Raw genomic sequence first — 24,172 nt, forward strand, 5'->3', positions numbered from 1 at the left:
TCGGTACTCGCTGCGGGACCGGAACGTCACCGTACCGCGACGGGGGCTCTCCCGGTCCGATGAGTCCGGCCGGCGGAGGGGGTCCGCCCCGACATGACGCGCATCATCGCCGACATCTCGGTCTCCCTCGACGGGTTCGTCACCGGACCCGACCCCGGCCCGGACAGCGGCCTGGGCACCGGCGGCAAGGCCCTGCACACCTGGGCCTTCTCCGACGACCCCGACGACCGCCGGATCCTGCGGGAGGCGACCGCCCGCTCCGGCGCCGTCGTCCTGGGCCGCCGGCTCTTCGACGTGGTCGACGGCCCGAACGGCTGGGGCGACGACGTCGGCTACGGCGCCGGCGAGGCCGGCAGGCCCGCCTTCGTCGTCGTGACGAGCTCGCCGCCGGGGTCGGTGCGGCTCACCGATCTCGACTGGACGTTCGTCACCACCGGCCTGGCCGACGCCGTCGCCGCCGCGCGTGAGCGTGCGGAGTCGGCATCGTCGCACCAGGGCCGGGACCTGGACGTCGTCCTCATGGGCGGCGGCGCCACCGTCGGCTCGGCCCTCGCCGCCGGCCTGGTCGACGCGCTGACACTGCACCTCGCCCCCGTCGTCCTGGGCGCCGGAACCCCCCTGTTCACCGGAGGCCCGCCGCGCACGCTGGTACGAAGGGGCATCACGCCGACATCGACCGCGACGCACGTGAGCTACGACGTCGTCCGACGGCTTCGGGGACAAGGTGGCCACCGCCCGGATTCGAACCGGGGTTTCCGCATCGGGCGAACCCGCGTGCGGTGTCCTGGGCCGCTGGACGACGCATGACCGCCCGCAGGGTACCCACCGGGCCTGGTGCGTCGCCTCCGCATTTATCTCCTCGCGGGTGACACCGACAGCCTTGCGCCACCCACCGACAACCGACCTGCGCAGCAGACAAAGAAGGCAGCACTCAGGAGGCGAACTGCCGGGCCCGAAGGTACAACCAACAGCATTCTTCGTTGGTCCTGATCCTCGGCTACAGGGCTTCTGTCGCCGACGATCAGGACCAAAAGGAACGCATGAACCGACCCAGAGGCACGACGGTCGCCACCGCCGCCACCGTCGTACTCGCCACCGCGGGCGGCCTACTCATCGCGGCCGCGCCCGCCTCCGCCGCCGTGACCTGCACGTCGCCCGTCTTCAAGCGGACGTTCTACGCGAATACCGCCTTCTCCGGGACCCCCAAGCGCACGGACTGCGACTCCGCGGTCAACGAGAACTGGGGCACCCGCGCAGCCTACAAGGGCATACCCGCCGACAACTTCGGCGTCCGCTGGTCCACCACGCGCGACTTCGGTTCCGGCGGGCCCTTCACGTTCACCGCTTCCTCCCGCGACGGCATCCGCGTCTACCTCGACGGCGTCCGCAAGGTCGACCTGTGGAAGAACGTGTCGACCACCGTGAGCAGGACCGCCAACGTCACCGTCCCCGCCGGGAAGCACACCCTACGCGTCGACTTCGTCAACTGGACCGGCTCGGCCAACGTCAAGTTCGGCTACGCCCCCCGCACTTCGGCAACCGTCGACAAGGTCAAACCCCTCGCCCCGGCCGGCGCCACCGTCGCCTACAGCGCCACGACCGCGTCCACGAAGGTCGGCTGGGCCAAGAACAAGGAGATGGACCTCGCCGGCTACCGCGTGTACCGGCGGTTGAAGGGCGCCTCCTTCCCGGCGAAGCCGCTCGCCACCACGACGTCCACCTCGTACACCGACACGACCGTCCCGAAGGACGGCAACGTCTACTACTACGAGGTCCGCGCCTACGACAAGGCCGGCAACACCTCGTCGGGCACCGCCGACTTCGGCGTCACGACCGTCGACCGCACCGCCCCCGCGGCCCCGAAGGGCGTCGAGGACAACTGGGCCATCGGCTCCCCCACCAAGATCACCCTCTACTGGGACAGCAACGCCGAGCCCGATCTGGCCGGCTACCGCGTCTATCGCTCGACGTCCCGGCCGGTCGCCCTCACCCCCGAGAACCGACTGACCGGCGACACCTTGTCGCACGGCGGCTACACGGGGCCGCTACCGCAGACGGGCGCCATCCACTACTACGTGGTCACCGCCGTCGACACGCACGGCAACGAGTCGGCGGCCTCCGGCGCGGCGATGTACTACACCCGCGACCTGACCGGCCCGGTCGACACCGCACTCAACGCGCGCGGTTGGGAGGACGAGGCGGGCGTCACTCTGACCTGGGACCCCTCCGAGCGGACCAGCGACGATTTCGCGGGCTACACCGTCATCCGGTACGTCGCGCCGCGCGGTACCGGGAGCCCGCGGGAGGTGGTCGGCACGGGAGTCCGGGGCACCACGTTCACCGACCCGGCGCCACCGTCGGGCACCTACTCCTACGGCGTGGTCGCGGTGGACCACGCGGGCAACGGGGGCACCCCGTCCCAGGGCATCATCGTCACCGTGTCCGGAAACACGACGGCCCCCGCCCCGGTCACCGGCCTGACCGCCGACCCCAAGGAGAACGGCGTCACCCTCGCCTGGGACGCCGACACCGCACCGGGCCTCGACCACTACCGCGTGCTGCGCGGCACGTTCGCCGACGGCCGGTGGACGTACGCCCCGCTGATCGACCCCTGGACCTTGCGGCCTCGGGAGATCAAGGCGACGACGTTCCACGACCAGGTGGCGGCCGATGGTCAGCAGGTCCGCTATGCCGTCGTCGCCGTCGACCAGTACGGCAACCAGCTCACCCCCGAGACGGGTGCGGCCATCACCGACGTCACCGAACTGGACCTTCGCCCCACCGTCCCTCCCGCGACCGGCGGACCGCTGTTCGGTGGTACCGACGCCAACAAGACAATCACCTGGCACCTCACCAGCGCCGAAAATGAGAACGGCAGTCCGGTCTCGGGCTTCGCCATCCACCGCTGGAACCAGCAAAGCGGGACGTTTGACCTGATCCACACGGAGCCGCGGGGCGACAGCACCAGCTGGTACTGGCAAGACCGGACACAGCCGGACGCCACCACGGTGTACTACCGCATCACGGTCCTCTACGCGGACGGCACCGAGTCGGGCGCGTGGGAGACCGTCGCAGTGTCCCGCTGAGCACTCGCGCGAAGCGCACCTGCTACGGACGGTCCCTGCCACGCCGGGGACTGGACGCCGAGCGCCCAGTCCCCCGGTGACCACCGACACGTACCACTCCGGCGGACGCCATGGCGAGGCCCCGAGTGGGGAGTTCCTGGACGGACTCCGGCAAGGCTCATGATGAGCGCGGTCTGAAGCGGGGCCGAGGAAGGAAGTCCGGTCGGTCCCGATCCCTCCGGGCCTGGTCGAGATGTTGCGCGAACACGTGGAGACGTACGGCACGACCCCGACGGCCGCCTGTTCCGGACCGCCCGGGGCGGCTTGGTGCAGGAGAGCGGGTACGGGGAGGTCTGGGCACGGGCCCGCAAGGCGGCACTCACGGCGGAACAGCAGATGTCGGCGCCGGCCGCTCGCCCCTACGACTTGCTTGCGCCCGGACCAGTTGAAGCGCTTGGTGCGTGGCAGTGGGCCCACGATTCACAGCATGAGCACAGGCCGGACGGAAAAGTCCTCACAGAGGTCCTCTCCGTCCGGGCTGTAGACGAACTCGACCATGGAAGGGTTGCGGTTGGCGGTGGCCAAGGGCAGCCACGCAAGCATGTGGCCGTACCCGCCGCACACCGACTCGCCACCGTCCCCACCGTGAATCGCCACGGCGTCGCTTGTCAGCTCCGCGCGATAGGTGTCATAGGCGATACGCAGGCCGAAAGAGTTCACCTGGTTCTGTGGGCCGGTGCGGTCCCCGTAGGGGATGCGGTCGAGGGGGCAGTCGTTCCCCCACCAGAAAAGGGTGTCCGCTCCCGCTCCGCAGGCGTGCTCCCACTCGTCGGAACTCGGCATCCGCAGGCCACGAGCAGCGAGAGCAGCCGGCATGTCGGCGGGCAGTTCGGTCAGATGCTCGTCCTCCACCGCCATGAGCACCGTCGCCAGGACGGCGCTCCGGCGAGGGCTGAGTACCTGCGCGAGGTGGGCCCGCAGATCAGGGCCACAACCGAAGCCTTGTTCCAGGCTCTCGGCGTAGTCAGCGGTCTGCTCGGGCGTCGGCCGCCAAGTGTCGAGGTCGAATCCGAGGGACACCGGGCCGCCGGGTATCAGAGCGAACTCCTGTCCGCTCCGCTCGATCCGGACGCGGTGCAGCGGGGCGCCAAGGTGCCCAACGGTCTCGACGTCGACCACACGGCCGTTCGCCAAGTCCGCGGCCTCTCGCGCGACGAGCGTTGCGGTCGATACGTCGAAGGACCGCCACTCATCCAGAGTGAGATCAGCAGGAGACATGGGCCGCAGTGTCGCACGCAGGTCCGACACGTCCTCCGCTCGCCGAAGGGCACCACAGCCGCAGGTGGGCGCCGAATTCCCGTCCACGCCCCGTCCACAGCTGCTGGTGGAGAGCGTGCGGGAACGGGACGGAGCGAGACACTGGCCCGCACCCGCCGGAGCAAACAAAACAGCCCCCGTTCTGCGTCTCCGCAGCTCAGGGGCTGTGTTTCCACTGTGGCGGCGCCAGGATTCGAACCTGGGTAGGCTAAGCCGACGGATTTACAGTGGGCCTTTCCTATCCCTCATGGCCTGCGGATTCCCGCACTGAACCCCCTGCCGGGGGACACCTGGGGGAAACGGGTCGCCACCAGCCCGGTACCTGTCGGCGGTGGCGCCCCGGCGCTGGGCAAAGCGCAGGATAACGAGGTCTCTCCTACCCCGGCATTCAACCCCGGCCCGGCCGCACGCATCAGCAACGCACCCGGCACTCCGATGGCAGCCGCGGAGAGGAACACGGATCGTCAGGTTCACTTGCGCGCAACTGGAGTGCCGCCAACCCAGGATGGGAACGTAGGTTCTATTAAGTGTTTTGCCAACACCTGCAGACGGAGCGGTGGTTGGATGTTGTGTCCGGCGGCGTGACAGCTCGTTGGGCATGCAGCAGGTCGCACCCGCCCATGCGAGCGGGTTGCCGGATACGGAGGGGTGCCCCGTGAGTGACCGCAGCACGATCGAGTGGACTGAGGCAACGTGGAATCCCACGACGGGCTGCGATCGGATCTCCCCCGGATGCGACAACTGCTACGCCCTCACCCTGGCGAAGCGGCTGAAAGCCATGGGCGCGGCAAAGTACCAAAATGACGGGGATTCCCGGACCTCTGGTCCTGGCTTCGATGTCACTCTGCACCCAGATGCCCTAAACATCCCCTACGGCTGGAAAAGTCCTCGGGTGGTGTTCGTGAACTCAATGTCTGACCTCTTCCACGCTCGGGTTCCCCTGGCGTTTGTTCAACAGGTCTTCCAGGTCATGTCCAGCACGCCACAGCACACTTACCAGGTGTTGACCAAGCGGGCCCGAAGGTTGAGGCTCCTCGCACCGAAGCTGGACTGGCCGGCGAACGTATGGATGGGCGTTTCGGTGGAGTCAGAAGCTGAGCTGTCACGTGTGGATGATCTCCGGCAGGTTCCAGCCGCAGTGCGATTCCTGTCCTGCGAGCCGCTTCTCGGCCCGCTGCCTGGCCTGAACCTCGACGGCATCCACTGGGTCATCGCTGGCGGCGAGTCCGGGCCTCGCCACCGGGCGCTAGACGAATCATGGGCGACCGACATCCGCGACATCTGCCAGGCAGCCAGCGTGCCGTTCTTCTTCAAGCAGTGGGGCGGCCGCACACCGAAGGCTGGCGGAAGGGAACTTGGGGGCCGCACCTGGGACCAGATGCCCCTCCCAACAGCGGTGTAGCGCACCGCGTTCTCTACCCCCTCAGGATTCATCCGCTGAGCGCATGGGCATGGTCATGGGGTCGCCGCAGAGGCTGCCGCAAGCAACGCCGCGTCGGTTCTCCAAGGCGACTCAGCCAAGCCGTAGCCCCTGGCGGAACCCTCCGGCAAGGGTGACCGTCTGGCTGCATCATCGGACACATCCTGGGGGCGGGAAATTGGACGAATCGGATGAAATCTTCGACGATCCAGTACTAGATCTAAGCGGTGAGAGTGCAGGAGAGAAGGAACTAGACAGCAGCAGCCCCTTTTTCGTCAGCAAGAAGGCCGCCGCTGTTCTGAAACATGCGATCCTCAAGCAGTACGTGGTGCCCTTCGCTAGCAAGGTCGGAAGGTACTCACCCGGGGGCCGTGTGGTGTACGTGGACGGCTACGCCGGACCCGGCCGCTACGAAGATGGCACCCCTGGCTCCCCCTCACTCATCCTGAACTCGGCAGCGCGCATTGCCGACTTTCGACAGCTCGACTGCTTCTTCATCGAACGAGGACGCAAGAGCTATCGGTCTCTGTCAACCCTGGTCGAGGAGGCTCGGGGGCAAGGCCTCAGCGCCTACGCGCTCCGGGGACGCGTCGAGAAGCACCTAGACGAAGTGCTCGACAGGGCGCAGGGGGCACCACTGTTCGCCTTTCTCGACCCCTTCGGTCTGGGGCTGAGCTTCGACGCTCTCACCAAGCACCTCTTTGGTTCGCGAGGCTGGGCTACAGGGCGCCTCGCCACCGAGGTTCTACTCAACTTCAACGCGAACGCCGTGCGACGTATCGGCGGACTACTCACCAGTCCTAAGGACACTCCCTCCAAGCCCGCCACCCTGCAAGCGATGGACGTTGCCTGTGGCGGCCCATGGTGGAGGGACGAGTACAGGACTTCACGAGATCCAGCCGAGGCAGTTGAGCGCATAGCCGACGGCTTCGCAAGCCGCGTCGGAAAAGCCGTGGGAGCGGGCTACTGGACCATCGAAGTGCGCAACCGCGCGCACCACCAGATCGCCTACCACCTCGTCCACTTCAGCCGGCACCGGGACGGCCTCTGGCTCTTCGGTGAAGCGGCCAGCCTCGCCCAAGTCGAATGGCGTCGCGCCTGCCTGCCCCCGCGCAACGAGGACATGCTCTTCGACGCTGCCGATACGTTCGATGAAGAAGAAGCAGAGCGGGCCAAGCGGTGGGTTAACCGGATCCGGCAGAACATCGAAGATCTACAGAAGCAACTAGGCGTGTTCTCCATCGGCGATCGGCAGGCTGAGGTTCTGGCGGGCGTGTTGGGTGAGGCAAGAGAGAAACACATCCGAGCCGCCGTTAAAGACCTCTACAAGGAGGGCAAGACTGGCTGCAAGGGAGTCGGCGACGTCAGAGAGCTCCGCATCACTCCCCCGTGATGGGTTACGCAGGCTGCGGCAGCAGATGCACCATCAGGCGGTTGGGCTACCCGCTCACTGAGCGGGTAGCCCAACGCTCGACACTAGGGGTAACTCAATCACGGTGAGCTATAGACTTACTCGGGATTAAAAAACTACTGACGCAGATTGCTCACGACATCTTGGGCTGCCGTTACAAATCGGAATGCCATTTCGTTGAAGGCGTCCGATGCCTCATCGGTACGCTCCGACGCCTCGTGTGATTCCTGAATGGTGGGATCTCGCACCCGCGACTCATCCCACATTGCTTGCCTGAAAGCTTCTGCAGCATAGATAGTGCGCCCGGCAGCGCTAACCATGCTCTCGGGGCCCATCAGCGTTATGAGGCTGCTTACCTTGACGAGCTCCTGGACCGAGCGGTTAAAGCCCATCAGTTGCTCATACTCCATGGCGGTCACCGCTTTTGCCGCATCGGTGACAGCTTGGGTGGCCGCAATGAAAGACGCGTAAGCGTCCCTTCGCTGCTCACGGAGCCAGTGACCATGCTCAGCCGCCGCCTGATCCTGCACCTGTTGCCGCGTGGCTTCGGCAGTCCTTTCCGCTCCAATCCGCGCCCCTCGGACCGCCGCGATTCCACCAGCCACAGCTCCGCCCAGGGCGCCTACCATGCCTGCAACACCAGCAATTAGTGCGGCCATGCCTTGATCCATGACGAATGGTTTAGCACGCCCCGGTTGGCGTTCACCAACGAGGCAGTGCAGCAGCGTGGACATGATGTCCTTGCGCCCGTCGGCCGGCCGCAAGCCCGGTTACCGCACGCCTTCCCAACTGTGCCCATGACCGTACATTGATCCGCGGGGAGGGGACACGGCGGGCTCGGAGGAGCACCGACTGGGGGTGAACGGTGGCGGCCGTGGCGTCACGGACTTACGTCGTCAACCATAAAACTGACGCCAGGAACACCACCCTCTCGCATCGCATTCCCCAGCTCCATTCCAGACCCGTCCACCTTTGGGCGAACAAGTGTGTCGTAAGGCTCGTCGGGGCCCGCAATGGCGGCGCCTTCCCCTTTCCACCAGGTTACATTGATGGGAATTTTCACCCAGTCATCCTCGTCGCCTGATGTGATGTTCATTTCGAGCCCAAATGTGCAGTCGAGGGCTGATCCAAAGTAGATATCGAACGTTCGGGCGTCGTTTTGTTCTAGCACTACCGCCCTCGCCGAAAAGCGATGACGGAGGAACATTTGAGTCTCGGTTCCTTTCGAAACCGAGCCCAGCCTCGGGAAGCCCTTCGCCATGACACGCGCGCGCGTCTCATCGTACTGGCTCACCTGAAAGCCGAGGACGTCGCGCTTGACATCTTCGCCAGGGCCACCTAGAGCGGGAGGGTATACGAGTGTCCCATGCATGTTTCGCTCAATATCCTCAACAGTGTTGGCAACCTCGTTGTCGCAATGCCGATCACTGAGACGGAAATCTTGAATGATCGTCGTGTCATCCCTGAGCGCCTTGACTGTAATCCGAACGGCGTAAATACCGACCGGCCGCGCCCTGTTTCTCCCCAACCAGGACGTAAAGCCGTCGCCCCATCCTGATTCATCGGCAATCGAGGAAACGGAGTAAGTTGGCTTTTCGAAAGCGAAGTCATAGGCGAGCATCGGCGATTCGCCGCGCGTTACTTTTACCGCCGGTCCGTCCTCAATGGCCTTCTCTTCCTTCCTATCTTCGTGGTTGTCTCTGGCCTCCAAGAAGGGCGGGATCAGGGCCAATGCAGCGATTATTGCTGCTACTATCGTACCTACGAGCGTCCATAAGGCAATTAGAAGTCCTTTTCGACTAGTCGTATTTGCCTCGCGTGCCAGTTGATTTGCTTCGCGGGCCATTCGGTCCGGGTCAGACGGTGCGATCCATGTCAGGGGATCGCCCGGCTGCGGGCCAACTGAGGGTGGGGGGCCTGGTTGGCCGTCAGACGTTCCCGTGGGCGGATCTGGCTGCCCGTTGGCTTGAGGCTGCGTTGCCATGTCGACCTCTGGTGTCGGGTTGAGGTGAACTGCGCGAGGGAGCAGTTTAGTTGTGACAGAGGTGGCGTGGCGGTGTCCAGCCAGCGGGGGCGTACTGGGCATCGCCACTGCGCAGTGCCACACCATGGGAAGCTAGAGCGAGGCGCGTAGCCGCGCGTGACCCGCTAGAGAGGGAGTGCTGTGCCGCAGGCCAGTCCGCGAGGTACGTACTTGCAGGTCTCTGAGTCACTGCGCCACGAGATCCACACAGGCGTAATCACAGAAGCGCTGCCCTCTCAAGCAGCGCTTATGAGCGCGTACAACGTGAGCCGTAGCACCATCGAACGGGCTCTTGCGGTTCTCAAGGCTGAGGAAATCATCGAGTCGGTGCAGGGAGCCGGATGGTACGTGGCAGGGAGCGGCGACCGTCGGCCGCTCGTTGAGAGGGTGACCGAGCTGCTCCGGGTCGATGGGCTATCGGTTGGGGATCGCTTCCCTACTGAGAAGGAGCTGTGCGAACGGTTCGGAGCATCGCGGACTGCCGTACGCTCCGCCATCGCGCAGATGGAGGGGCAAGGACTCATCGGCAGGGGAACTGCGACGCGAGGGCGCGAGGTCCTCGCGTTGCCAGCCGCGCAAGGGGGTCAGACAGGATGAGAACGACGGAAGAAACCCAGTTCGACGCCAACGCTGCCGAGGCCCTTCTACGTAAAGCCTGCGAGGTCGCGCACGTGGATCCAGACGGAATCGAAATGCTGCGACTCGGTGACCATGCCGTGTTCCGCATCGACGGCGGCCGGATCGTCTCTCGGATCGGCCGAAGTCCTGATCGGCTCATGTCCGTGCGTAGGGAAGTGGCCGTAGCGGAATGGCTGGTGACCGAGGACTATCCGGCTGCGCGACTCGTCACGACCGCCGAACAGCCGATCGTCGTACAGGGCCACCCGGTGACGTTCTGGGAAGGTCTAGCCAACGGAGACGCATACGCAAGTACCGGCGAAATGGGCGTACTACTGTTGCAGCTTCACGAGTTGGAGCCGCCACCTTTTTTGCTCCCGTCCCTTCAACCTTTCGACAAGGTCACGCAGCGTTTGCGACATGCCACCATGCCGGACCCAACTCGCGTGTTCCTCCAATCCATGGCCGACGATTTGGCGACCGAGTACGACCGTCTCCAGTTCGTGCTTCCACCAGGTCATCTACATGGGGACTTCAACGTCGGCAACGTCCTACATGACGCGGGCGGCCAGCCGAAGGTAATCGACCTGGACGGATTCGTCACGGGCCCCCGAGAGTGGGACCTTATGCAAACCGCCATGTACTACGACAGCTTCGGTTGGCACACAGAAGCTGAGTACGCCGATTTCGTCGCCGGATACGGGTTCGACGTCCGGGAGTGGTCCGGGTACACCGTTCTCCGAAGCATCCGCGAACTGCTCATGGTTACTTGGCTCTCGCAGAACGCCGGCGCCAATCCACGCGCTGCCGAGGAAGTGGAGAAGCGGGTGGAAAGCATACGCTCGGGTGGCTCTCGGCGAAACTGGGCACCCTTCTAGAAGCGCCCCGTCTTTTGCCATAGACGAAAGTCGCGAGCCTGCTCTTCAAATTCGCGAAACTCCACAGCGCGCCTCATTCCGTCCGTGATGCGTCCCTGAAATTCTCGGACGTACTGAACGCAGCGTGCCGACTTCAATCCCTCACCGAGTTGCAGGGCGCTCAACGCGATTTGAAACCCGCAACCGATCTCCCCCTGGTTGATATACGACTCAGCACGAACCATCGTTGCGAAGAAGTCGCTCCGGTTGTTCATGCCGTCGCCAAATATGGAGCCTGCTCCCCGCTCCGCGGCTTCGGCTGAGCGTCCCAGGTCGCGGAAACAGTGGCCAATCTCGGCTGCGAGTTCCACTTCATCAAAGTAGGCGATATACGGCGGATCACTGTCGGCCGTCCGCTGGGTCAGCTTGAGTTCAGCCTCCGCAAGGGCGAGGTCACAACCTCGCTCATCTCCGAGACGCGCCAGGGCCCGCGCCTCCATCGCGCGGAACTGCGCGGCCATGGTCGGCCCCAGGGCACCGCCTGGACCTGTGTAAGCGGCACGGGCGAGCGTTGCCGCGTCCTGGTAACGCCCGAGGAACGTGGCTTGATGGCTCATTGCCGACAGAATGCTTCCGCCGAGAAGCCTGTCCCCGGCCGACTGAGTCATGCGCAAGGCTTGGATCAGGTACCGCTGAGCAATCCCATGAAGACCGCTGTCGTACGACATCCAACCCGCGAGTAGGAGCGCTTCCGCTACGGCCGAGTGCAGTGCCTTTCCCCCAGCATCGGAGTACTTCCCACCGAGCATCGGCCGGACATCCGTATGCAAATACTGAATTAGCGCTCGGCGGGCATGACCACCGCCGAACCTCCCGTCGAGCATGCTGAACGCGTGGGCCGTCGAGCGCACCATGTCCACGTCTACAGCGCCGACCGCCCGGTTACCCGTTCGCGTCAGCTCTCCGTCTGGCGGGGCCACAATCCAGCGCAGGGACGCGGAGTTCCAAGCTGCGGAATCGGGCAGTGAGTGAACCAGCCTTTCAGCGCCGGCCAGGTCAGCGCGCCAGAGGTCGGCGACGGTCTTGGCCGCAGTCTGCGGCAGGTCAGCGAAGTCTAGCCCCAACTCTGGTCGCACCGCGGACACTGCGGCGCCGCCCATCCCGATGTCATCGATCGTGAGTTGGCGCCCCAGCTTGCGTCCGATTGCGTCAGAGATGAACTGAGCCATGTCGCCGCGTGGGATGGAGCCCTTGAGCCACCTGGTCACGTACGTGTGGTCACAGGTGACGTTCTGACCTGATCGGGTTGCGCTGTCCACCACGGCTCGGGCGAGCGACTTGTGGGAGAAGCCGGCTGTCTGCATGAGCGCGGCGAGTGCGGCGTTCCGGCCTGTCATGCGAACCCCCAGAGCGCGGCCATAGTACCGGCTTGACTGACCGTCACTCTACGCAGGTCAGAGCCCGTGTGCAGTGGGTTCACACGGAGGAGTGCACGAGTGCACCCCCGAGTACACGCTCCCGAAGTCCGCTGCGCTTGGCCACAGTTGAAGCACCACGGCACGGGAGGCCGGCGGTCCCGAGTCGAAGGACACGGCTTGACGGCGCGGAATCCTTCTGCCAACTTGAGTGGTAGGTAATACAAACCATGCAACGTGGAGCGTGTGCCGCCTGCACAGCGCCCGGAGGGCCCTGGTGACAGGACCCGAAGGAAGCGCCCGTTCTTTGAGAACTGAACAGTGGACGAGGATCTGCCGCCTGTCCTCAGCCGAAAGAAGGCGGTCAGCGCCGGGCAAGGCCCGCGCACTCTCGACCTTCCGCAGCTCGCGGCTGCGGCCGGTTGCCTCCGCTGCTCGTCTCGTACGAGCAGTGTTGAGGGGAGCCGGAAGAAGTACTTCCGCTCTACGGCGCACGGCCCCAGGTCGCACCCCGGGGCCGTGCTGTGGGCCGTTCCTGGTGAAGGGAGCACGACCCGTGAAAAGTATCGTTGCTGGTCATGTGGCTGTCACTGCCACTGAGTTTGTGGAACTCGCGCTCGGCACCCCGGTGGATCTGTGGCTGGGGGTTGAGGGCGAGAGCGAGATGGAGCGGGCGGCGCGTTTGGCGGCGGCTCGGGACATCCTCGCGGACGACCCGACGCTGCCGGACCGGCTGAGCCAGGTCGCGGCAGATGCGGTCGAGGCGTACGCGCCGGAGCTGTTCGCCGCGGCGGCGGCTCTGCCGCGGCCCGCCCCGCGCCGTCGGCCGCGCCGAAACGGGGCGGTGGCGGCATGAGTACCCCGGAGACGGAGCGGCCCGTGCTTCCCCCGCTGTCCGGTCCGGAGCGGCTGTTAGTCGCGGTGACGGGGCTGTTGGGGGTGGGGGTCGGCGGTGTGGGGCTGGCGATGTCGTTCGACACCGTGTCCGCGGCCGGAGCCCGGTGGGGCTTCGCCACGCCGGAGATGCTGCCGCTGGCCATCGACCTGGCGATTCCAGTGTTCACCGTGGTCAATCTGCTGCTGACCCGCCTGGACATCGCGCTGAGTTGGGTGCGGTTCGTGCCGTGGGCGCTGACCCTGGTCACCTGCTGGCTGAACATCGCGGCTGGCCATTCGGTGTCGGCGAAGATCGCGCACGGCACGATGCCGTTGCTGTGGGTGGTGCTGTCCGAGGTCGTCGCGCATGTCTACGCTGCGCGCATCGGCGCCGTGACCGGCAAGCGGATGGAGAAGATCCGCCGGTCCCGGTGGCTGCTCGCCCCGGTGAGCACTTTCGTACTGTGGCGGCGGATGACGCTGTGGGAGATCACCTCCTATGGTGATGCTCTCGCCCGCGAGCGGGAGCGGCAGTTGGCCCGCGCGGATCTGCGGGAGCGGCACGGCCGCCGGTGGCGGTCCAAGACGGACCGGCGTACGCGGGTACTGCTCAGGCTCGGCGAGACGGCCCCGGCCGACACCGACCCGGCACCCATCCCCGCTGCCGCGGCTGCTGAGCCGGTGGCTCCGTCCGGGCCGAAGCCTGCACCGCGCAAGCGCCCGGGGAAGCCGGCGTCCAAGCCAGCCCGCCGGAGCGTCGATGACGTGCTGAGCGAGGCCCGCAAGGTGACGGCCAGTTGGCCGGTAGAGCACCTGACGGCCGACCGCATCCGGCAAGCCGTCCAGTGCGGCGCCGCCCACGCCCGTACGGCCCGCGAGGCACTGCGCGCCGAACGCGAGGGTGGCGCAAGTGAGCCTGAGGCGGTGGCCGCATGAGTGCCCTGATTGCCGCCGTGGTGGCCGGTGGTCCGCTGGTCGCGGGGTGGTCGGTGCACCTGTGGTGGCTGCGGCGGCGGCTGGAGTCGGCCCGCCGTGACCCGCTGACCGGCCTGTGGACCCGCGAGGGCTTCGCCCGCCGCGCCGCGGTGCTGCTGCGCGACCCGCGGGCGGTGGTGGTCCTTGCCGACGTGGATCACTTCAAGGACGTCAACGACACCCACGGGCACGCCGCCGGGGATGCGCTGCTGCGGGCGACCGCCGGCCGCCTTGCCCACTACACCGGCCCTACGGGGGTGGCGGGCAGGCTCGGGGGCGATGAGTTCGCCGCGGTGGTGATCGACCGGCACGGCATGGCAGACGACATGCTCGCCGTACTCGGCTCGGTGCTCGCCCGGCCCGCTGAGGGCCTGGACCCGGCAGTGCACACCACCGTCTCGCTGGGCTGGGCGAGGGTCGCGGACTTCCCCGGCGAGGGCCTGCCGGAGCTGCTGCGCCGGGCCGATGAAGCGATGTACGCGGCCAAGCGTGCCCGCGCCGGTGTGCGGCGGGCGGGGATCGGGCGGCTGTTCGCCACCGTGGCCGGCCGCCGTTCCGGGCGCCGCGGAGCGGTGGCGTGATGTCTCCGGCGTTCGGCAAGTGCTACGACCCGACCGGCGCCCAATGGGGGATACCCACCTACCCGTGGTGCCTCGCCCCGGAAGGCATGGCCACCCGCCGCCAACTCCGAAGCAAAGGGTTGCGGCCGGGCGGCCAGCCGATAGCGGCACAGCTCATGCGACAGGCACGGCGGCGGAAAGCTGGCGTGCTGATCGCCTACCTGTACCGGATCGACCTTGCCAAGCCCGTCCGGCCGATGACGCCGGCGAAGTGGTGGGCGCTCGCTGCGGCGATGACCGCCCGCCGCACCTGCCCGCAGTGCCGAGCCGACGCCGGATACGTCATCCCCGGCTCACTCGGCACGTGTGTGCCCTGCGCCTACCCCGAGGAACAGCGCGCCGCCTGAACGGGCGGAAAGCTCCCGCGGGTCCGACCGCTCAACCTCTCACAGCGTCGGCCGGACCCGCTTCCCCTGCCATTTCTGGAAGGAACCACAGTGAAGCACGAGGACGAGAACGACTTCTTCAAGCGGCTGGAAGCCGACCTGTCGTCCGACTTCGGCGGCGAGGTGGTGGACCTGGACAAGGCCCGCGCCGCCCGCGAGTCGGCCGACCCGCAACCCGACTCCCACACCGACGCGTCGGCCGACGAGATGGCCGACCCGGACGCCTGGCGGTCCGGTGACGCGTCGGACGACGGTGGGCCGACTCTGGTGGACGCCCCGGGGCCGACCGGTCCGGGCGTGATGGACCGGGTGCGGGGTGCGCGGCGGCGGCCGGTGCTGCCCGGGTGGGCGACCTCGCGTCCGGAGTTCGTGAACGCGGCCGGGTGGCTGGCCGGATATGCCGGACACAGTGCGGCGTTCCACGCAGTGCGGGTGCCCTGGTACGCGGCAGTGCTGACCGCCCGCGCCCCGGTGGGGTTCGCCAAGTTCGTCGGCGCCTCCCTGCGCTGGGTCTCCGACGCGGAAGGCGATCCGCTGCGGCGGGCCGCGGCCCGCCGTGAGGACGCCGGGGAGTACCTGAATCTGTCCCGGCAGCGGGACCGGCGGGTGAAGCTGCGCGGCATCCTGTTCACCCTCGCCGCGATCGTCGGCCCGATCCTGGCGCTCGCGCTGTGGGTGCTGGCCCCGACCTGGATCCTCGCCGTGGCCGTCTCAGCGCTCGTGACGGTGTTCGGGTTCGCCGGAGCACCGGCCGACAAGCCCGTCGTCTCCCGTGCCGTGGTCGCCACCGAGGTGGAACGCCTCACCTCCACCGTCGTGGAACGCGCCCTCGGGGCACTCGGGATCGCCGAGGTGAACAAGGCACTCGGCAAGGGGGGCGAGGGCATCCGCTTCCCCGCACCGATCACCCGCGATGGCCCCGGATGGCGCGCCGACGTGGACCTGCCCTACGGGGTGACGGTGACGGACATCCTCGACCGGCGGGACCGGCTCGCCTCCGGCCTGCGCCGCCCGCTGGGCTGCGTGTGGCCGGAGCCTGTCGCGGATGAGCACGCCGGGCGGATGATGCTGTGGGTCGGGGACAAGGCGCTGAACAAGCTGCCCCCGGTGGCCGGTCCGCTGGCCAAGGCTGGCGCGGTGTCCCTGTTCAAGCCCGTGCCGTTCGGCCTGGACCAGCGCGGCCGGCCCGTCGACATGACGCTGATGTACGACAACGTCCTCATCGGCGCCATGCCCGGCATGGGCAAGACGTTCTCCCTGCGCCTGCCGCTGCTCGCCGCCGCGCTGGACCCGCTCGCGGAACTGCTGGTGTGGGAGTTGAAGGGCACCGGCGACCTGGAGCCGCTGGCCCGGGTCGCGGCCGACTACGGCTCCGGTCCCGACGACGCCACCGCCGCGGCGGCGCTGGACTCCATCCGCTACGTCTACGGCGACCTGGAACGACGCGCGAAGGTGATCAGTTCGCTGCCGAAGGACAAGTGCCCGGAGAACAAGGTCACCCCCGACCTCGCCGCGGTGCGCTCGCTGGGCTTGCATCCGCTGGTCCTGGCGATAGACGAGTGCCAGGAACTCTTCTCCCACCCCGAGTACGGCAAGGAAGCCGGCGCGCTGTGCACCGGCATCATCAAGCGCGGCCGGGCCCTCGGCGTCATCCTGCTGCTGGCCACGCAGCGCCCCGACAAGGACAGTCTCCCGACGTCGATCAGCGCGAACGTCGGTACCCGGTTCTGCCTGCGGGTCATGGGCCAGATCGAGAACGACATGATCCTGGGCACCTCCGCCTACAAGAACGGCATCCGGGCGACCACGTTCACCAAGTCCGACAAAGGCATCGGCTACCTCGCCGGCGCCACCGACGACCCGCAGATCGTCCGCACCTACTACCTCGACAACCCCGCAGCCGACCGGATCTGCGAGCGGGCCCGCACCGCCCGCAGCAACGCCGGCACCCTCACCGGCCTCGCCGCCGGCCAGGCGCCGGAGCGGCGGGAGGCGGCGGACACCCTGCTGGACGACGTGCTCGCCGTCGTCCCCTCCGGCGAGGCCAAGGTGTGGAACGACGTGGCCGTCGACCGGCTCGCCGAACTGCGGCCCGAGCTGTACGGGCCGTGGGGCGAGATGGAGCCGGCCGACAAGGCCCGCCAGCTCACCACCGCGCTCAAGCCCCACGGTGTGTCCACCGGGCAGGTCGCCCGCCGGATCAACGGCAAGACCGTCAACCGAACCGGCTTCGAACGCGCCCACATCGCCGCCGCGATTGCGGAGCGTGACCGGAAGCGGTCCGCGGGCTGACCCACCGGGACCTCTAGCGCTAGAGCCCCAACCCTCTAGCGCTAGAGGTCCCGCTAGCACCCCGCGCCCTATCTGATCAGGACGCTAGCCGTTAGCGGCCCCGCCTGCGAAAACCCCGAAAACACGCCTGGAGACACCCTGTGACCCTCCCCCTGCTCACTATCGCACTCCTGCTCGCCGTCACGCTCGGTTACGCCGGCGTGTGTGCTGCTCAGCCGTTCGCACGCTGCCGGCACTGCAACGGCTTCGGCTTCGCCACCTCGACCGACCGCAAGGGACGGCCCCAGCGCGGCAAGACCTGCCGCCCCTGCAAAGGCCACGGCATCCGCATACGCACCGGCCGCCACCTGTACAACCTCGCCCGCGCCATCCACCGCGACGGCACCCGCTGACCCGAACGGAGACCCCGTGGTCCTGACCGTCTCCGCGGTGCTGCTGCTCGGCATCACCGCGTACTTCACCGTCCGCAGCAAGGCCGCCAACGGTGGCGCCGCCGTCGTGCTGTTCCTGTTCGGGTTCTTCACCGCCGGAACCGGCGCCTACGGCCCCATCCACAACCTGTGCACAGCCCTCGCCGACAGCCTCGCCAACCTCCGCTAGGAGAAACCGACATGGCCACCACACCGCCCATCATGGGGCGTATTAGCCTCACGGCCGCCGGCGACCTGCGCGACGCCATCGACGCCCACCACCGCGGCGACACCGCCGCTGCCCTCTACGGGCTGATGAGCATCGACCCCGAGTCCTGGCACGCCATCCAAGCCCGCCTGAACGCCCTCGGGGGCACCCTCGCCGAACTCCTCAACACCCCGAAGGGGGACGCGCCGTGAACCCGGACCTGATCGCCGCCGCGGTCCTCGCCGGACCCGCCGCCATTGCCGCACCCGTCCTGTTCGTCACCGGCCGCCGGCAGCGCGCCGCCCTGGACGACGCCGCCGCGGTTCTCGCCGAACACCGCCCTACCACCGCCGGGCCCGGTGGCCCGCCGGACGGCGGCAACTACGACATCGGCCCCGGCCTCCCCACCACCGGCCCCGGCACCGGCACCACCGGCCCCGGCCCCGGCCCCGCCAGCGACGGCGGCGGCGCGACGGTAATCGCCTTCCCCACTCACCGCCGCGCGGCCTAGACGCGCCGGAGCGGGCCGCCCTCTGGCCAAAGATTCGCGGCCCGCTCCGCCTCAGTCCTCTTCACAGAACTGGAGACATCCAGAATGACCCATCCCATCCCTGCCGGGCGAGAGCCCGGTCAACCGTTACGGCTGGTGGCGTTGTGCGCCGGCTACGGCGGTCTGGAACTCGCGATCGGCGCGGGTACCGGCGGCCGGGTCGTTGCCTACGCCGAGAACGACCCCCACGCCGCGACGGTGTTCGCCGCCCACCACCCCGGGGTTCCGAACCTGGGGGACATCACCCGCACGAACTGGCGCCAGGTCCGCGATCTGCACCGGCCGGACGCGATCGGTGCGGGGTTCCCGTGCCGGAACATCTCCAACGCTGGACGAAGGGACGGTATCCACGGTGAGTGGTCGCGGGTCTGGAAAAACGTCGCTGAGGCTGTGGGCGTCCTTCGACCGCGCTACGTCTTCCTGGAAAACGTGGCGGCGCTCCGCTCGCGGGGGCTGGACGTCGTCGCCGCGGACCTGGCCGCGCTCGGGTATGACGCGCGCTGGACATGTCTACGAGCTGGTGACCCCGACATCGGCGCCCCGCACCCGCGGGACCGCTGGTTCGCAATTGCCCATCCCGCTGATGCCGACCCCCACCACCTCGGACGGCACTGGCGGCCCCGGCACCTCACCCAAGAGGCGGGGCGGGATGAACCTACGCACCGCAGTCACCCGGCTCCCGGCGCCACCGCGGGAGGCGTGAGGCTACTGCCCACGCCGGTGGCGCGGGACTGGAAGTCCGGCGCCTCAAACCTGCTGGGCAGGAACGCGCGCCCGCTCAACGAGTTCGTGGTCAATCTGCTCCCCACCCCGACGGCCAGCGACGGACCGCACGGTGGGCCGAACCAGCGTGACACCTCCGGGCGGTTCTACCTGCCCGGCCAGGCCGTCCGGCTCGATGCCCGGTGGGTCGCGAGCGACGGCACCGACTACGGGCCCGCGGTCCACCGGTGGGAACAGGTCATCGGCCGGCCGGCGCCGTGCCCGACCGAGCCGGGGACGCGAGGGAATCGGCGCCTGTCGCCGGCGTTCGTGGAATGGATGATGGGCCTGCCTGCCGGGTGGGTCACCACCGTTCCCGGCATTGTCCGTAAGGAACAGCTCAAGATCCTCGGCAACGGTGTTGTCCCCCAACAGGCCCACCACGCCTACAGCCTCCTCCTCGACGTCCACCTCCCCGCCAGTCTGGAAGGGAGGACTGCCGCGTGAACCGCCACCTCATGACCGCCGCCCTGGACGCGGCGGAACGCGGCTGGCACGTTCACCCGCTCCGGCCCGGGAGCAAGACGCCAGCGCTGCACGGGGAGCGTTCCTGCCCCGGCACCGGCGACTGCGCTGCGGGGCACCGAAAGTGGGAGCAGCGCGCCACCACCGACCCCGCCCGCATTCGTTCTGCGTGGGCGGTGCGGCCGTTCAACATCGGTATTGCGACTGGCCCGTCCGGGCTGCTCGTGGTGGACCTGGACACGCTCAAGCCGACAGACGTAGAAGGAACGCCTGACGGCGTGACTTCCTTCACGGCGCTCTGCGAGCGCGCCGGACAGCCCGTCCCCGTCACCCGCACCGTGCGGACCGCGGGCGGCGGCATGCACCTGTACTTCACCACCCCGGACGGGGCCAGGCTCGGGAGTACCGCCGGCACCCTCGCCCCGAAGATCGACACTCGGGGATGGGGCGGATACGTCGTCGCCCCCGGCAGCACGACGCCACACGGCCCGTACACGGTCGTGGACGACGCCCCCGTTGCAGAGCTACCCAAATGGCTCCACGGCGCCCTGACGGCCCCTCAGGAGCCTACGGCGCCGGCGATCCGGCCGGCGCCTGTCCGTAACGCCACCCGCTGCGCGGCGGTCGCACTCGAACGCGAGAGCGCCAGCGTGGCCGCGCACCGGGAAGCCGGGCGGCGAAACGAGGAACTGCTGCGGGCTGCGATCCGCGTGGGCCGGTACGTCGCCCGCGGCGACATCGACCGAGCGGCCGTAGAGACGGCGTTTCAGGAGGCGGGCGAGTCGGCGGGGCTCACCGCTGCCGAGTGCCGCGCCACGATCCGTAGCGCACTGAACTACTCCCTGCGCACGGTCCGCCCCCGGGAGACGGCATGACCACCCCCGGACCCACCCCCCACCTGAAACGCCTCACCTCCACCCCCGACTACCCCGGCCCCGCCACACCGGCCGGCAGGTCCGCGGCGGGTAGTGCGCCGAAGGTCGCCGCCGAAGGCGTCCTGTCAGCTCTTCGTCCTGACCCGCCGCACGGCGACGGACGGACCCCCGTGGCGTGGTTGCACGTGTCCGCGCCCACGTCCTGGCGCCGGACCGCCGTCGCTCGGTCCTGGTGTGCCTGCGGATACGACCGCAAAGCCACTGGGAGAGCCGCCGTGCTGCGCCTGATCGACGCTCACACCGCGCACCGGGACTGCTGTCCGCTGCGCAACCGAGACCAGAGGAGGAAGGCCGCATGAGCGACGGCGCGGCTCTGCTGAGCGAGGTGGAAGCCTTCCACCGCCGGTTCAACGTCTTCCCGCTGGAAGCCGCCTACGTCGCGGTGGTCCTGTGGGACGCGCATGCGCACCTGCTGGACTGTTTCGACGCCACGCCCCGGTTGGCGTTCCTGTCGCCGGAGCCGGCGAGCGGGAAGTCCCGGGCGCTGGAGATCGTGGAGACCCTGGTCCCGTATCCGATGGTCGCGGTCAACGCGTCCGCGTCCGCGCTGTTCCGGGCCGTATCCGGGCTGAGCGCGCGGCCCACGATCCTGTTCGATGAGATCGACACCGTCTTCGGCCCCAAGGCCGGGGAGAACGAACAACTGAGGGGATTCCTCAACGCCGGACACCGCCGCTCCGGGGTCATGTACCGATGCGTGGGCGACGGAGCCAACCAGCAAGTGCAGGAGTTCCCGTCGTTCTGCGCCGTGGCCGTCGCCGGACTCGGCTCGCTGCCGGACACGATCCTGACCCGCTCGGTCATCATCCGCATGCGTCGCCGGGCCCGCAACGAGCGCGTGGAGCCGTTCCGGCAGCGCGTCCACGAGGGCGAAGGACACGCACTGCGAGACCGCCTCGCCGCATGGGCCGACAGCGTCCGCGATCGAGTCGAGGGAGCCTTCCCCAAGATGCCCGAGGGCGTCACCGACCGGCCCGCGGACGTGTGGGAGGCCCTGCTCGCCGTAGCGGACGCGGCCGGCGGGGACTGGCCCAAGCGGGCCCGGGAAGCCTGCGTGGAACTGGTCAACGCCGCCAAGGTGGACGACAAGGGCAGCACCGGTATCCGGCTGCTCACCGACCTGCGGGACCAGGTCTTCAACGGCATCGACCGCCTGCCCACCGTCGCCGTCCTGGACCGCCTCCACAGCCTCGAAGAGGCACCGTGGGCGGACATGGCCGGCAAGCCACTCGACGCACGCGGGCTGTCCCGGATGCTCCGCGAGTACATGACCGGCGACAACACCCCCATCACCGCCCGCAACATCAAGGCCGGCGGCAACGTCATGAAGGGCTACTACGCCACCGACCTCCACGACGCATGGCAGCGCTACTGCCCACCCCCCTCTGAAAGTCCGCTACTTCCGCTACCTCCGCTACCGCGCCGGTCAGAGCCCTAGATCAGGTAGCGGATAGCCCCCGCGCATCCGCTACCGCCGCCGCTCTATCCGCTACCCGCCCCGTGGTTCGCCCGCGCAGGGCGGTCTAGCGACCGTCGAAGTAAAACGCCACGGCAACCAAGGCAGGGAAGCCGAGAGCACAGATCAGCGTGAGCGCCAGCCCCGCCAGACACCCCCAGCTGGTCAGGCGGGCGCTGGTTCTCAGCGCCGACGATTCATCCGAGTTCACGGCTGATCAACGCCTGCCCGGCGCCCAGCAGCAGTTGCCCCATTACGCCGTTGGGCGCGCTGGTCAGGACGTTGCAGATCTTGTCCAAAGCCGAGCGGATGCGTCCACGGTCAGGTGTTTGCTCAGTTGACGCCTGCTCCAGCTCGTGAACCTCTTCGACGAGGTCGGCTTCGATCGGCTCGTCGAGACCAAGCTGCCCAGAGAGCTGGCGCACTTGTCCGACGAATTCCAGAATCGCCTGCCTGTCGATGCCGAAGTTGTTGACCTGGCTGTTGTGGTCGCCGAACTGCCCTCCGTGGACAGGGCCATGAATGTTGTACGTCACCTTTTCGCGGCCCTCATTCTTGGTCATGAACTTTCTCACCGTCTTCCCGGACTCGGCGCAGTCCACGCCTTTTTCGGTTAGCTTGATGCAGATCTTAGTTTCGCGGCTTGAGAGAATAAGTAGTTGATATTCCTCAAGGCTGGAGATAGCTTCGCTGACCTCCTCTGGTTCTAGGGGTTTTCCATAGAAATAATGGAGAGGAGATGAGAAGAACCCTGACGGGTCAAGGGGCGTCGCATCAGAGCCGTTCTGATGAGCCCAGCGCAAGACTTTGTCCTGTGCGGCCAGGCGGCGCTTGCTGACGTTGCCCCAGAGCTTCTCCCATTTATACAGTTCGGCTTCACCATCGCTGTCAAGTCCCAGGATTCGGTACTCGTGCCCACTGTTGCGCATCCCGACTAGGTCCGTGCGGATCCAGGCATTGGAATACGCTCGTTCGCGCTTCCCGTGACTTTTACTGATCCATTCACTGGCATAGTCGAGCGCCTTCGTCGCTTCCTCTAGCGTCAGGTTCTCCGCAGCAGCAAAATCCTCATAGAGGAGATATTGGCCATTTCGTAGGCCCTGCTCATGAACCCAAACGAGGACTCGCGGGGCATAGGCCTCGACCCACCGCTGGTCCGCATGATCCCAGTCGCGTGCCGCAGCGAGGCCGCGGCCCGTCATCTGGGCACGGATCGTGATGCGAAACCCTTCTCCATAAATCGGCACCGACCACGTCTTACTGACGGAGATGAGCCCCTGTTGCTCGGCCTCACTGACCAGCCGCTCCAGATCTTCGCTGCTCAGGTGGAACAGGGATGCAAATTCTCCGCAGTCGGCAGAGTCTCCGGACAGCTCGCCCCGGTACTTGCGGATCCATCGGACGAACGTCCTGACTTCTTTCCCCGCGCCCATGGCCGTGAGCCTACTTGCCTGACTAGCGCGGCGGAACGCCTGCACGCTACCTGGGCGCCGACGATTTTCGGTGCTCCACAAGCCAGCAAAGGCCGGCTGCACAGCCCGGCTGCAGACAGCCTCTCCAACAGGGCATTGACGATGCGTCAAACCTTCCATGCTGTGATCGCAGGCTCGATGGGAGTCCAACGCTCATCGGGTGAATGGCTCTTGTAGGACTGGCGTTCGCTCACGGAAGGCACTCCATTACCGCCCCGCTGCCCACCCACCCCCTGCCGGCCAGGGGCCGGGAGCGGCTCTATCCGCTACCGCTACCCGTATCCGCTACCTCGATCATGCATCTGACCACGGCGGTAGCGGAGGTAGCGGAAGTAGCGGACCTGACAGGAAGGGGCCGAAGGCGGCCCGCACCCCCGAAGGAGAGTCCGTCCATGACCCGCCCGCCCGTACTCAAGCTCCCCGAAGTCCTCGAAGAGATCGGCATGAGCCGCGCCGCCTTCTACCGGATGCGCGCCCGCGGCCAGGCGCCGCGTCTCATCAAGTTGCCCAACGGGCAGATCCGCTGCCGTCGCACGGATCTCGACACCTGGTGGGCGAACTACGAGCTGAACGCCCACTGATCAAGCAAGTAGGGCCCGCCGGAGGCTTCCGGCGGGCCCTACTCCTGGCATCGGAGAT

The 24,172-nt window shown here is 67.5% G+C and carries 23 protein-coding genes, 1 tRNA gene and 2 pseudogenes; 20 read left to right on the plus strand and 6 right to left on the minus strand.

Features of this window, described 5'->3' with window-relative positions; translation table 11 throughout:
• Positions 1-93: 93 nt before the first annotated feature.
• Positions 94-705: pseudogene (locus tag ABZ883_RS06875) on the plus strand (dihydrofolate reductase family protein); the annotation flags it as partial.
• A 20-nt stretch (positions 706-725) separates the two neighbouring features.
• Here ABZ883_RS06875 and ABZ883_RS06880 read toward each other — a convergent pair.
• Positions 726-809, minus strand: a tRNA-OTHER gene (locus ABZ883_RS06880).
• A 231-nt stretch (positions 810-1,040) separates the two neighbouring features.
• Here ABZ883_RS06880 and ABZ883_RS06885 point away from each other — a divergent pair.
• Both ABZ883_RS06885 and ABZ883_RS06890 read left to right on the plus strand, forming a co-directional pair.
• The gene (locus tag ABZ883_RS06885; protein WP_360902632.1) at positions 1,041-3,086 is read left to right on the plus strand and encodes a PA14 domain-containing protein; all 2,046 of its coding nucleotides are present in this window, start codon (positions 1,041-1,043) and stop codon (positions 3,084-3,086) included.
• A gap of 116 nt (positions 3,087-3,202) precedes the next feature.
• Positions 3,203-3,494: pseudogene (locus ABZ883_RS06890) on the plus strand (site-specific integrase); the annotation flags it as partial.
• A 51-nt stretch (positions 3,495-3,545) separates the two neighbouring features.
• Here ABZ883_RS06890 and ABZ883_RS06895 read toward each other — a convergent pair.
• Positions 3,546-4,343: a hypothetical protein gene (locus ABZ883_RS06895; RefSeq protein ID WP_360902635.1), complete on the minus strand. Its 798-nt coding sequence runs from the start codon at positions 4,341-4,343 to the stop codon at positions 3,546-3,548.
• A 694-nt stretch (positions 4,344-5,037) separates the two neighbouring features.
• Here ABZ883_RS06895 and ABZ883_RS06900 point away from each other — a divergent pair.
• Both ABZ883_RS06900 and tcmP read left to right on the plus strand, forming a co-directional pair.
• Complete coding sequence (locus tag ABZ883_RS06900; protein ID WP_360902638.1) at positions 5,038-5,784, plus strand: phage Gp37/Gp68 family protein; 747 nt, start codon at positions 5,038-5,040, stop codon at positions 5,782-5,784.
• A 196-nt stretch (positions 5,785-5,980) separates the two neighbouring features.
• Complete coding sequence (gene tcmP / locus ABZ883_RS06905; RefSeq protein WP_360902641.1) at positions 5,981-7,195, plus strand: three-Cys-motif partner protein TcmP; 1,215 nt, start codon at positions 5,981-5,983, stop codon at positions 7,193-7,195.
• A 134-nt stretch (positions 7,196-7,329) separates the two neighbouring features.
• Here the strand turns inward: tcmP and ABZ883_RS06910 are convergent, their stop codons facing one another.
• Together ABZ883_RS06910 and ABZ883_RS06915 are read right to left on the minus strand one after the other, a co-directional pair.
• Positions 7,330-7,947, minus strand: a complete 618-nt coding sequence (locus tag ABZ883_RS06910; protein WP_360902644.1) for a hypothetical protein — start codon at positions 7,945-7,947, stop codon at positions 7,330-7,332.
• 146 nt (positions 7,948-8,093) lie between these two features.
• Complete coding sequence (locus ABZ883_RS06915) at positions 8,094-8,945, minus strand: hypothetical protein (RefSeq protein WP_360902647.1); 852 nt, start codon at positions 8,943-8,945, stop codon at positions 8,094-8,096.
• A 432-nt stretch (positions 8,946-9,377) separates the two neighbouring features.
• Here ABZ883_RS06915 and ABZ883_RS06920 point away from each other — a divergent pair, with 432 nt between their 5' ends.
• Together ABZ883_RS06920 and ABZ883_RS06925 are read left to right on the plus strand one after the other, a co-directional pair.
• Positions 9,378-9,833, plus strand: coding sequence for a GntR family transcriptional regulator (locus ABZ883_RS06920; RefSeq protein ID WP_360902650.1), 456 nt, complete (start codon positions 9,378-9,380; stop codon positions 9,831-9,833).
• Entirely contained in the window at positions 9,830-10,732 is a 903-nt protein-coding gene (locus ABZ883_RS06925; RefSeq protein ID WP_360902653.1) for an aminoglycoside phosphotransferase family protein, read from the plus strand. Before ABZ883_RS06920 ends, ABZ883_RS06925 begins: the two co-directional genes overlap by 4 nt.
• Here ABZ883_RS06925 and ABZ883_RS06930 read toward each other — a convergent pair.
• Complete coding sequence (locus ABZ883_RS06930; protein WP_360902656.1) at positions 10,729-12,108, minus strand: hypothetical protein; 1,380 nt, start codon at positions 12,106-12,108, stop codon at positions 10,729-10,731. The genes ABZ883_RS06925 and ABZ883_RS06930 overlap by 4 nt on opposite strands.
• 574 nt (positions 12,109-12,682) lie before the next feature.
• Here ABZ883_RS06930 and ABZ883_RS06935 point away from each other — a divergent pair.
• From ABZ883_RS06935 to ABZ883_RS06990, 12 genes are all read left to right on the plus strand, one after another.
• Positions 12,683-12,982: a hypothetical protein gene (locus tag ABZ883_RS06935; protein WP_360902659.1), complete on the plus strand. Its 300-nt coding sequence runs from the start codon at positions 12,683-12,685 to the stop codon at positions 12,980-12,982.
• The gene (locus ABZ883_RS06940; protein ID WP_360902662.1) at positions 12,979-13,938 is read left to right on the plus strand and encodes a DUF2637 domain-containing protein; all 960 of its coding nucleotides are present in this window, start codon (positions 12,979-12,981) and stop codon (positions 13,936-13,938) included. Before ABZ883_RS06935 ends, ABZ883_RS06940 begins: the two co-directional genes overlap by 4 nt.
• Positions 13,935-14,558 (plus strand): GGDEF domain-containing protein, encoded by a 624-nt coding sequence (locus tag ABZ883_RS06945; protein WP_360902665.1) that lies wholly within the window; start codon positions 13,935-13,937, stop codon positions 14,556-14,558. The genes ABZ883_RS06940 and ABZ883_RS06945 overlap by 4 nt, the downstream gene beginning before the upstream one ends.
• Positions 14,558-14,944 carry an RRQRL motif-containing zinc-binding protein gene (locus tag ABZ883_RS06950; RefSeq protein WP_360902668.1) on the plus strand — a complete coding sequence of 129 codons (387 nt, stop codon included), beginning with the start codon at positions 14,558-14,560 and terminating at the stop codon, positions 14,942-14,944. Before ABZ883_RS06945 ends, ABZ883_RS06950 begins: the two co-directional genes overlap by 1 nt.
• Positions 14,945-15,034: 90 nt before the next feature.
• Complete coding sequence (locus ABZ883_RS06955) at positions 15,035-17,275, plus strand: cell division protein FtsK (protein WP_360902671.1); 2,241 nt, start codon at positions 15,035-15,037, stop codon at positions 17,273-17,275.
• A gap of 140 nt (positions 17,276-17,415) precedes the next feature.
• Positions 17,416-17,667 carry a hypothetical protein gene (locus ABZ883_RS06960; protein WP_360902674.1) on the plus strand — a complete coding sequence of 84 codons (252 nt, stop codon included), beginning with the start codon at positions 17,416-17,418 and terminating at the stop codon, positions 17,665-17,667.
• 16 nt (positions 17,668-17,683) lie between these two features.
• Positions 17,684-17,875: a hypothetical protein gene (locus tag ABZ883_RS06965; RefSeq protein WP_360902677.1), complete on the plus strand. Its 192-nt coding sequence runs from the start codon at positions 17,684-17,686 to the stop codon at positions 17,873-17,875.
• Positions 17,876-17,886: 11 nt separating this feature from the next.
• Positions 17,887-18,105, plus strand: coding sequence for a hypothetical protein (locus ABZ883_RS06970; protein ID WP_360902680.1), 219 nt, complete (start codon positions 17,887-17,889; stop codon positions 18,103-18,105).
• Entirely contained in the window at positions 18,102-18,404 is a 303-nt protein-coding gene (locus tag ABZ883_RS06975; protein ID WP_360902683.1) for a hypothetical protein, read from the plus strand. The genes ABZ883_RS06970 and ABZ883_RS06975 overlap by 4 nt, the downstream gene beginning before the upstream one ends.
• Positions 18,405-18,488: 84 nt before the next feature.
• Complete coding sequence (locus tag ABZ883_RS06980) at positions 18,489-19,652, plus strand: DNA cytosine methyltransferase (protein ID WP_360902686.1); 1,164 nt, start codon at positions 18,489-18,491, stop codon at positions 19,650-19,652.
• A gap of 11 nt (positions 19,653-19,663) precedes the next feature.
• A complete protein-coding gene (locus ABZ883_RS06985; RefSeq protein ID WP_360902689.1) occupies positions 19,664-20,545 on the plus strand; it encodes a bifunctional DNA primase/polymerase in 882 nt (293 codons plus the stop codon).
• Positions 20,546-20,900: 355 nt separating this feature from the next.
• On the plus strand, positions 20,901-22,043 hold the full coding sequence (locus ABZ883_RS06990) for a DUF3631 domain-containing protein (RefSeq protein WP_360902692.1): 1,143 nt from the start codon (positions 20,901-20,903) through the stop codon (positions 22,041-22,043).
• A gap of 215 nt (positions 22,044-22,258) precedes the next feature.
• On the opposite strand, the gene ABZ883_RS06995 is transcribed toward ABZ883_RS06990, so the two are convergent.
• The gene (locus ABZ883_RS06995; protein ID WP_360902695.1) at positions 22,259-23,494 is read right to left on the minus strand and encodes a hypothetical protein; all 1,236 of its coding nucleotides are present in this window, start codon (positions 23,492-23,494) and stop codon (positions 22,259-22,261) included.
• A gap of 431 nt (positions 23,495-23,925) precedes the next feature.
• Here ABZ883_RS06995 and ABZ883_RS07000 point away from each other — a divergent pair, with 431 nt between their 5' ends.
• Positions 23,926-24,114, plus strand: a complete 189-nt coding sequence (locus ABZ883_RS07000) for a helix-turn-helix domain-containing protein (protein ID WP_360902698.1) — start codon at positions 23,926-23,928, stop codon at positions 24,112-24,114.
• Positions 24,115-24,172: the final 58 nt, after the last annotated feature.

The organism is Streptomyces sp. NPDC046977 (assembly GCF_040644455.1).
Lineage (GTDB): Bacteria > Actinomycetota > Actinomycetes > Streptomycetales > Streptomycetaceae > Actinacidiphila.

What these genes read in the sequence shown, in the direction of transcription:
- ABZ883_RS06885 (WP_360902632.1), top strand. Translation starts at nt 1,041, where the DNA reads ATGAACCGACCCAGAGGCACGACGGTCGCCACCGCCGCCACCGTCGTA.
- ABZ883_RS06895 (WP_360902635.1), bottom strand. Translation starts at nt 4,343, where the DNA reads ATGTCTCCTGCTGATCTCACTCTGGATGAGTGGCGGTCCTTCGACGTA.
- ABZ883_RS06910 (WP_360902644.1), bottom strand. Translation starts at nt 7,947, where the DNA reads ATGTCCACGCTGCTGCACTGCCTCGTTGGTGAACGCCAACCGGGGCGT.
- ABZ883_RS06925 (WP_360902653.1), top strand. Translation starts at nt 9,830, where the DNA reads ATGAGAACGACGGAAGAAACCCAGTTCGACGCCAACGCTGCCGAGGCC.
- ABZ883_RS06930 (WP_360902656.1), bottom strand. Translation starts at nt 12,108, where the DNA reads ATGACAGGCCGGAACGCCGCACTCGCCGCGCTCATGCAGACAGCCGGC.
- ABZ883_RS06940 (WP_360902662.1), top strand. Translation starts at nt 12,979, where the DNA reads ATGAGTACCCCGGAGACGGAGCGGCCCGTGCTTCCCCCGCTGTCCGGT.
- ABZ883_RS06945 (WP_360902665.1), top strand. Translation starts at nt 13,935, where the DNA reads ATGAGTGCCCTGATTGCCGCCGTGGTGGCCGGTGGTCCGCTGGTCGCG.
- ABZ883_RS06950 (WP_360902668.1), top strand. Translation starts at nt 14,558, where the DNA reads ATGTCTCCGGCGTTCGGCAAGTGCTACGACCCGACCGGCGCCCAATGG.
- ABZ883_RS06970 (WP_360902680.1), top strand. Translation starts at nt 17,887, where the DNA reads ATGGCCACCACACCGCCCATCATGGGGCGTATTAGCCTCACGGCCGCC.
- ABZ883_RS06980 (WP_360902686.1), top strand. Translation starts at nt 18,489, where the DNA reads ATGACCCATCCCATCCCTGCCGGGCGAGAGCCCGGTCAACCGTTACGG.
- ABZ883_RS06985 (WP_360902689.1), top strand. Translation starts at nt 19,664, where the DNA reads ATGACCGCCGCCCTGGACGCGGCGGAACGCGGCTGGCACGTTCACCCG.
- ABZ883_RS06990 (WP_360902692.1), top strand. Translation starts at nt 20,901, where the DNA reads ATGAGCGACGGCGCGGCTCTGCTGAGCGAGGTGGAAGCCTTCCACCGC.
- ABZ883_RS06995 (WP_360902695.1), bottom strand. Translation starts at nt 23,494, where the DNA reads ATGGGCGCGGGGAAAGAAGTCAGGACGTTCGTCCGATGGATCCGCAAG.
- ABZ883_RS07000 (WP_360902698.1), top strand. Translation starts at nt 23,926, where the DNA reads ATGACCCGCCCGCCCGTACTCAAGCTCCCCGAAGTCCTCGAAGAGATC.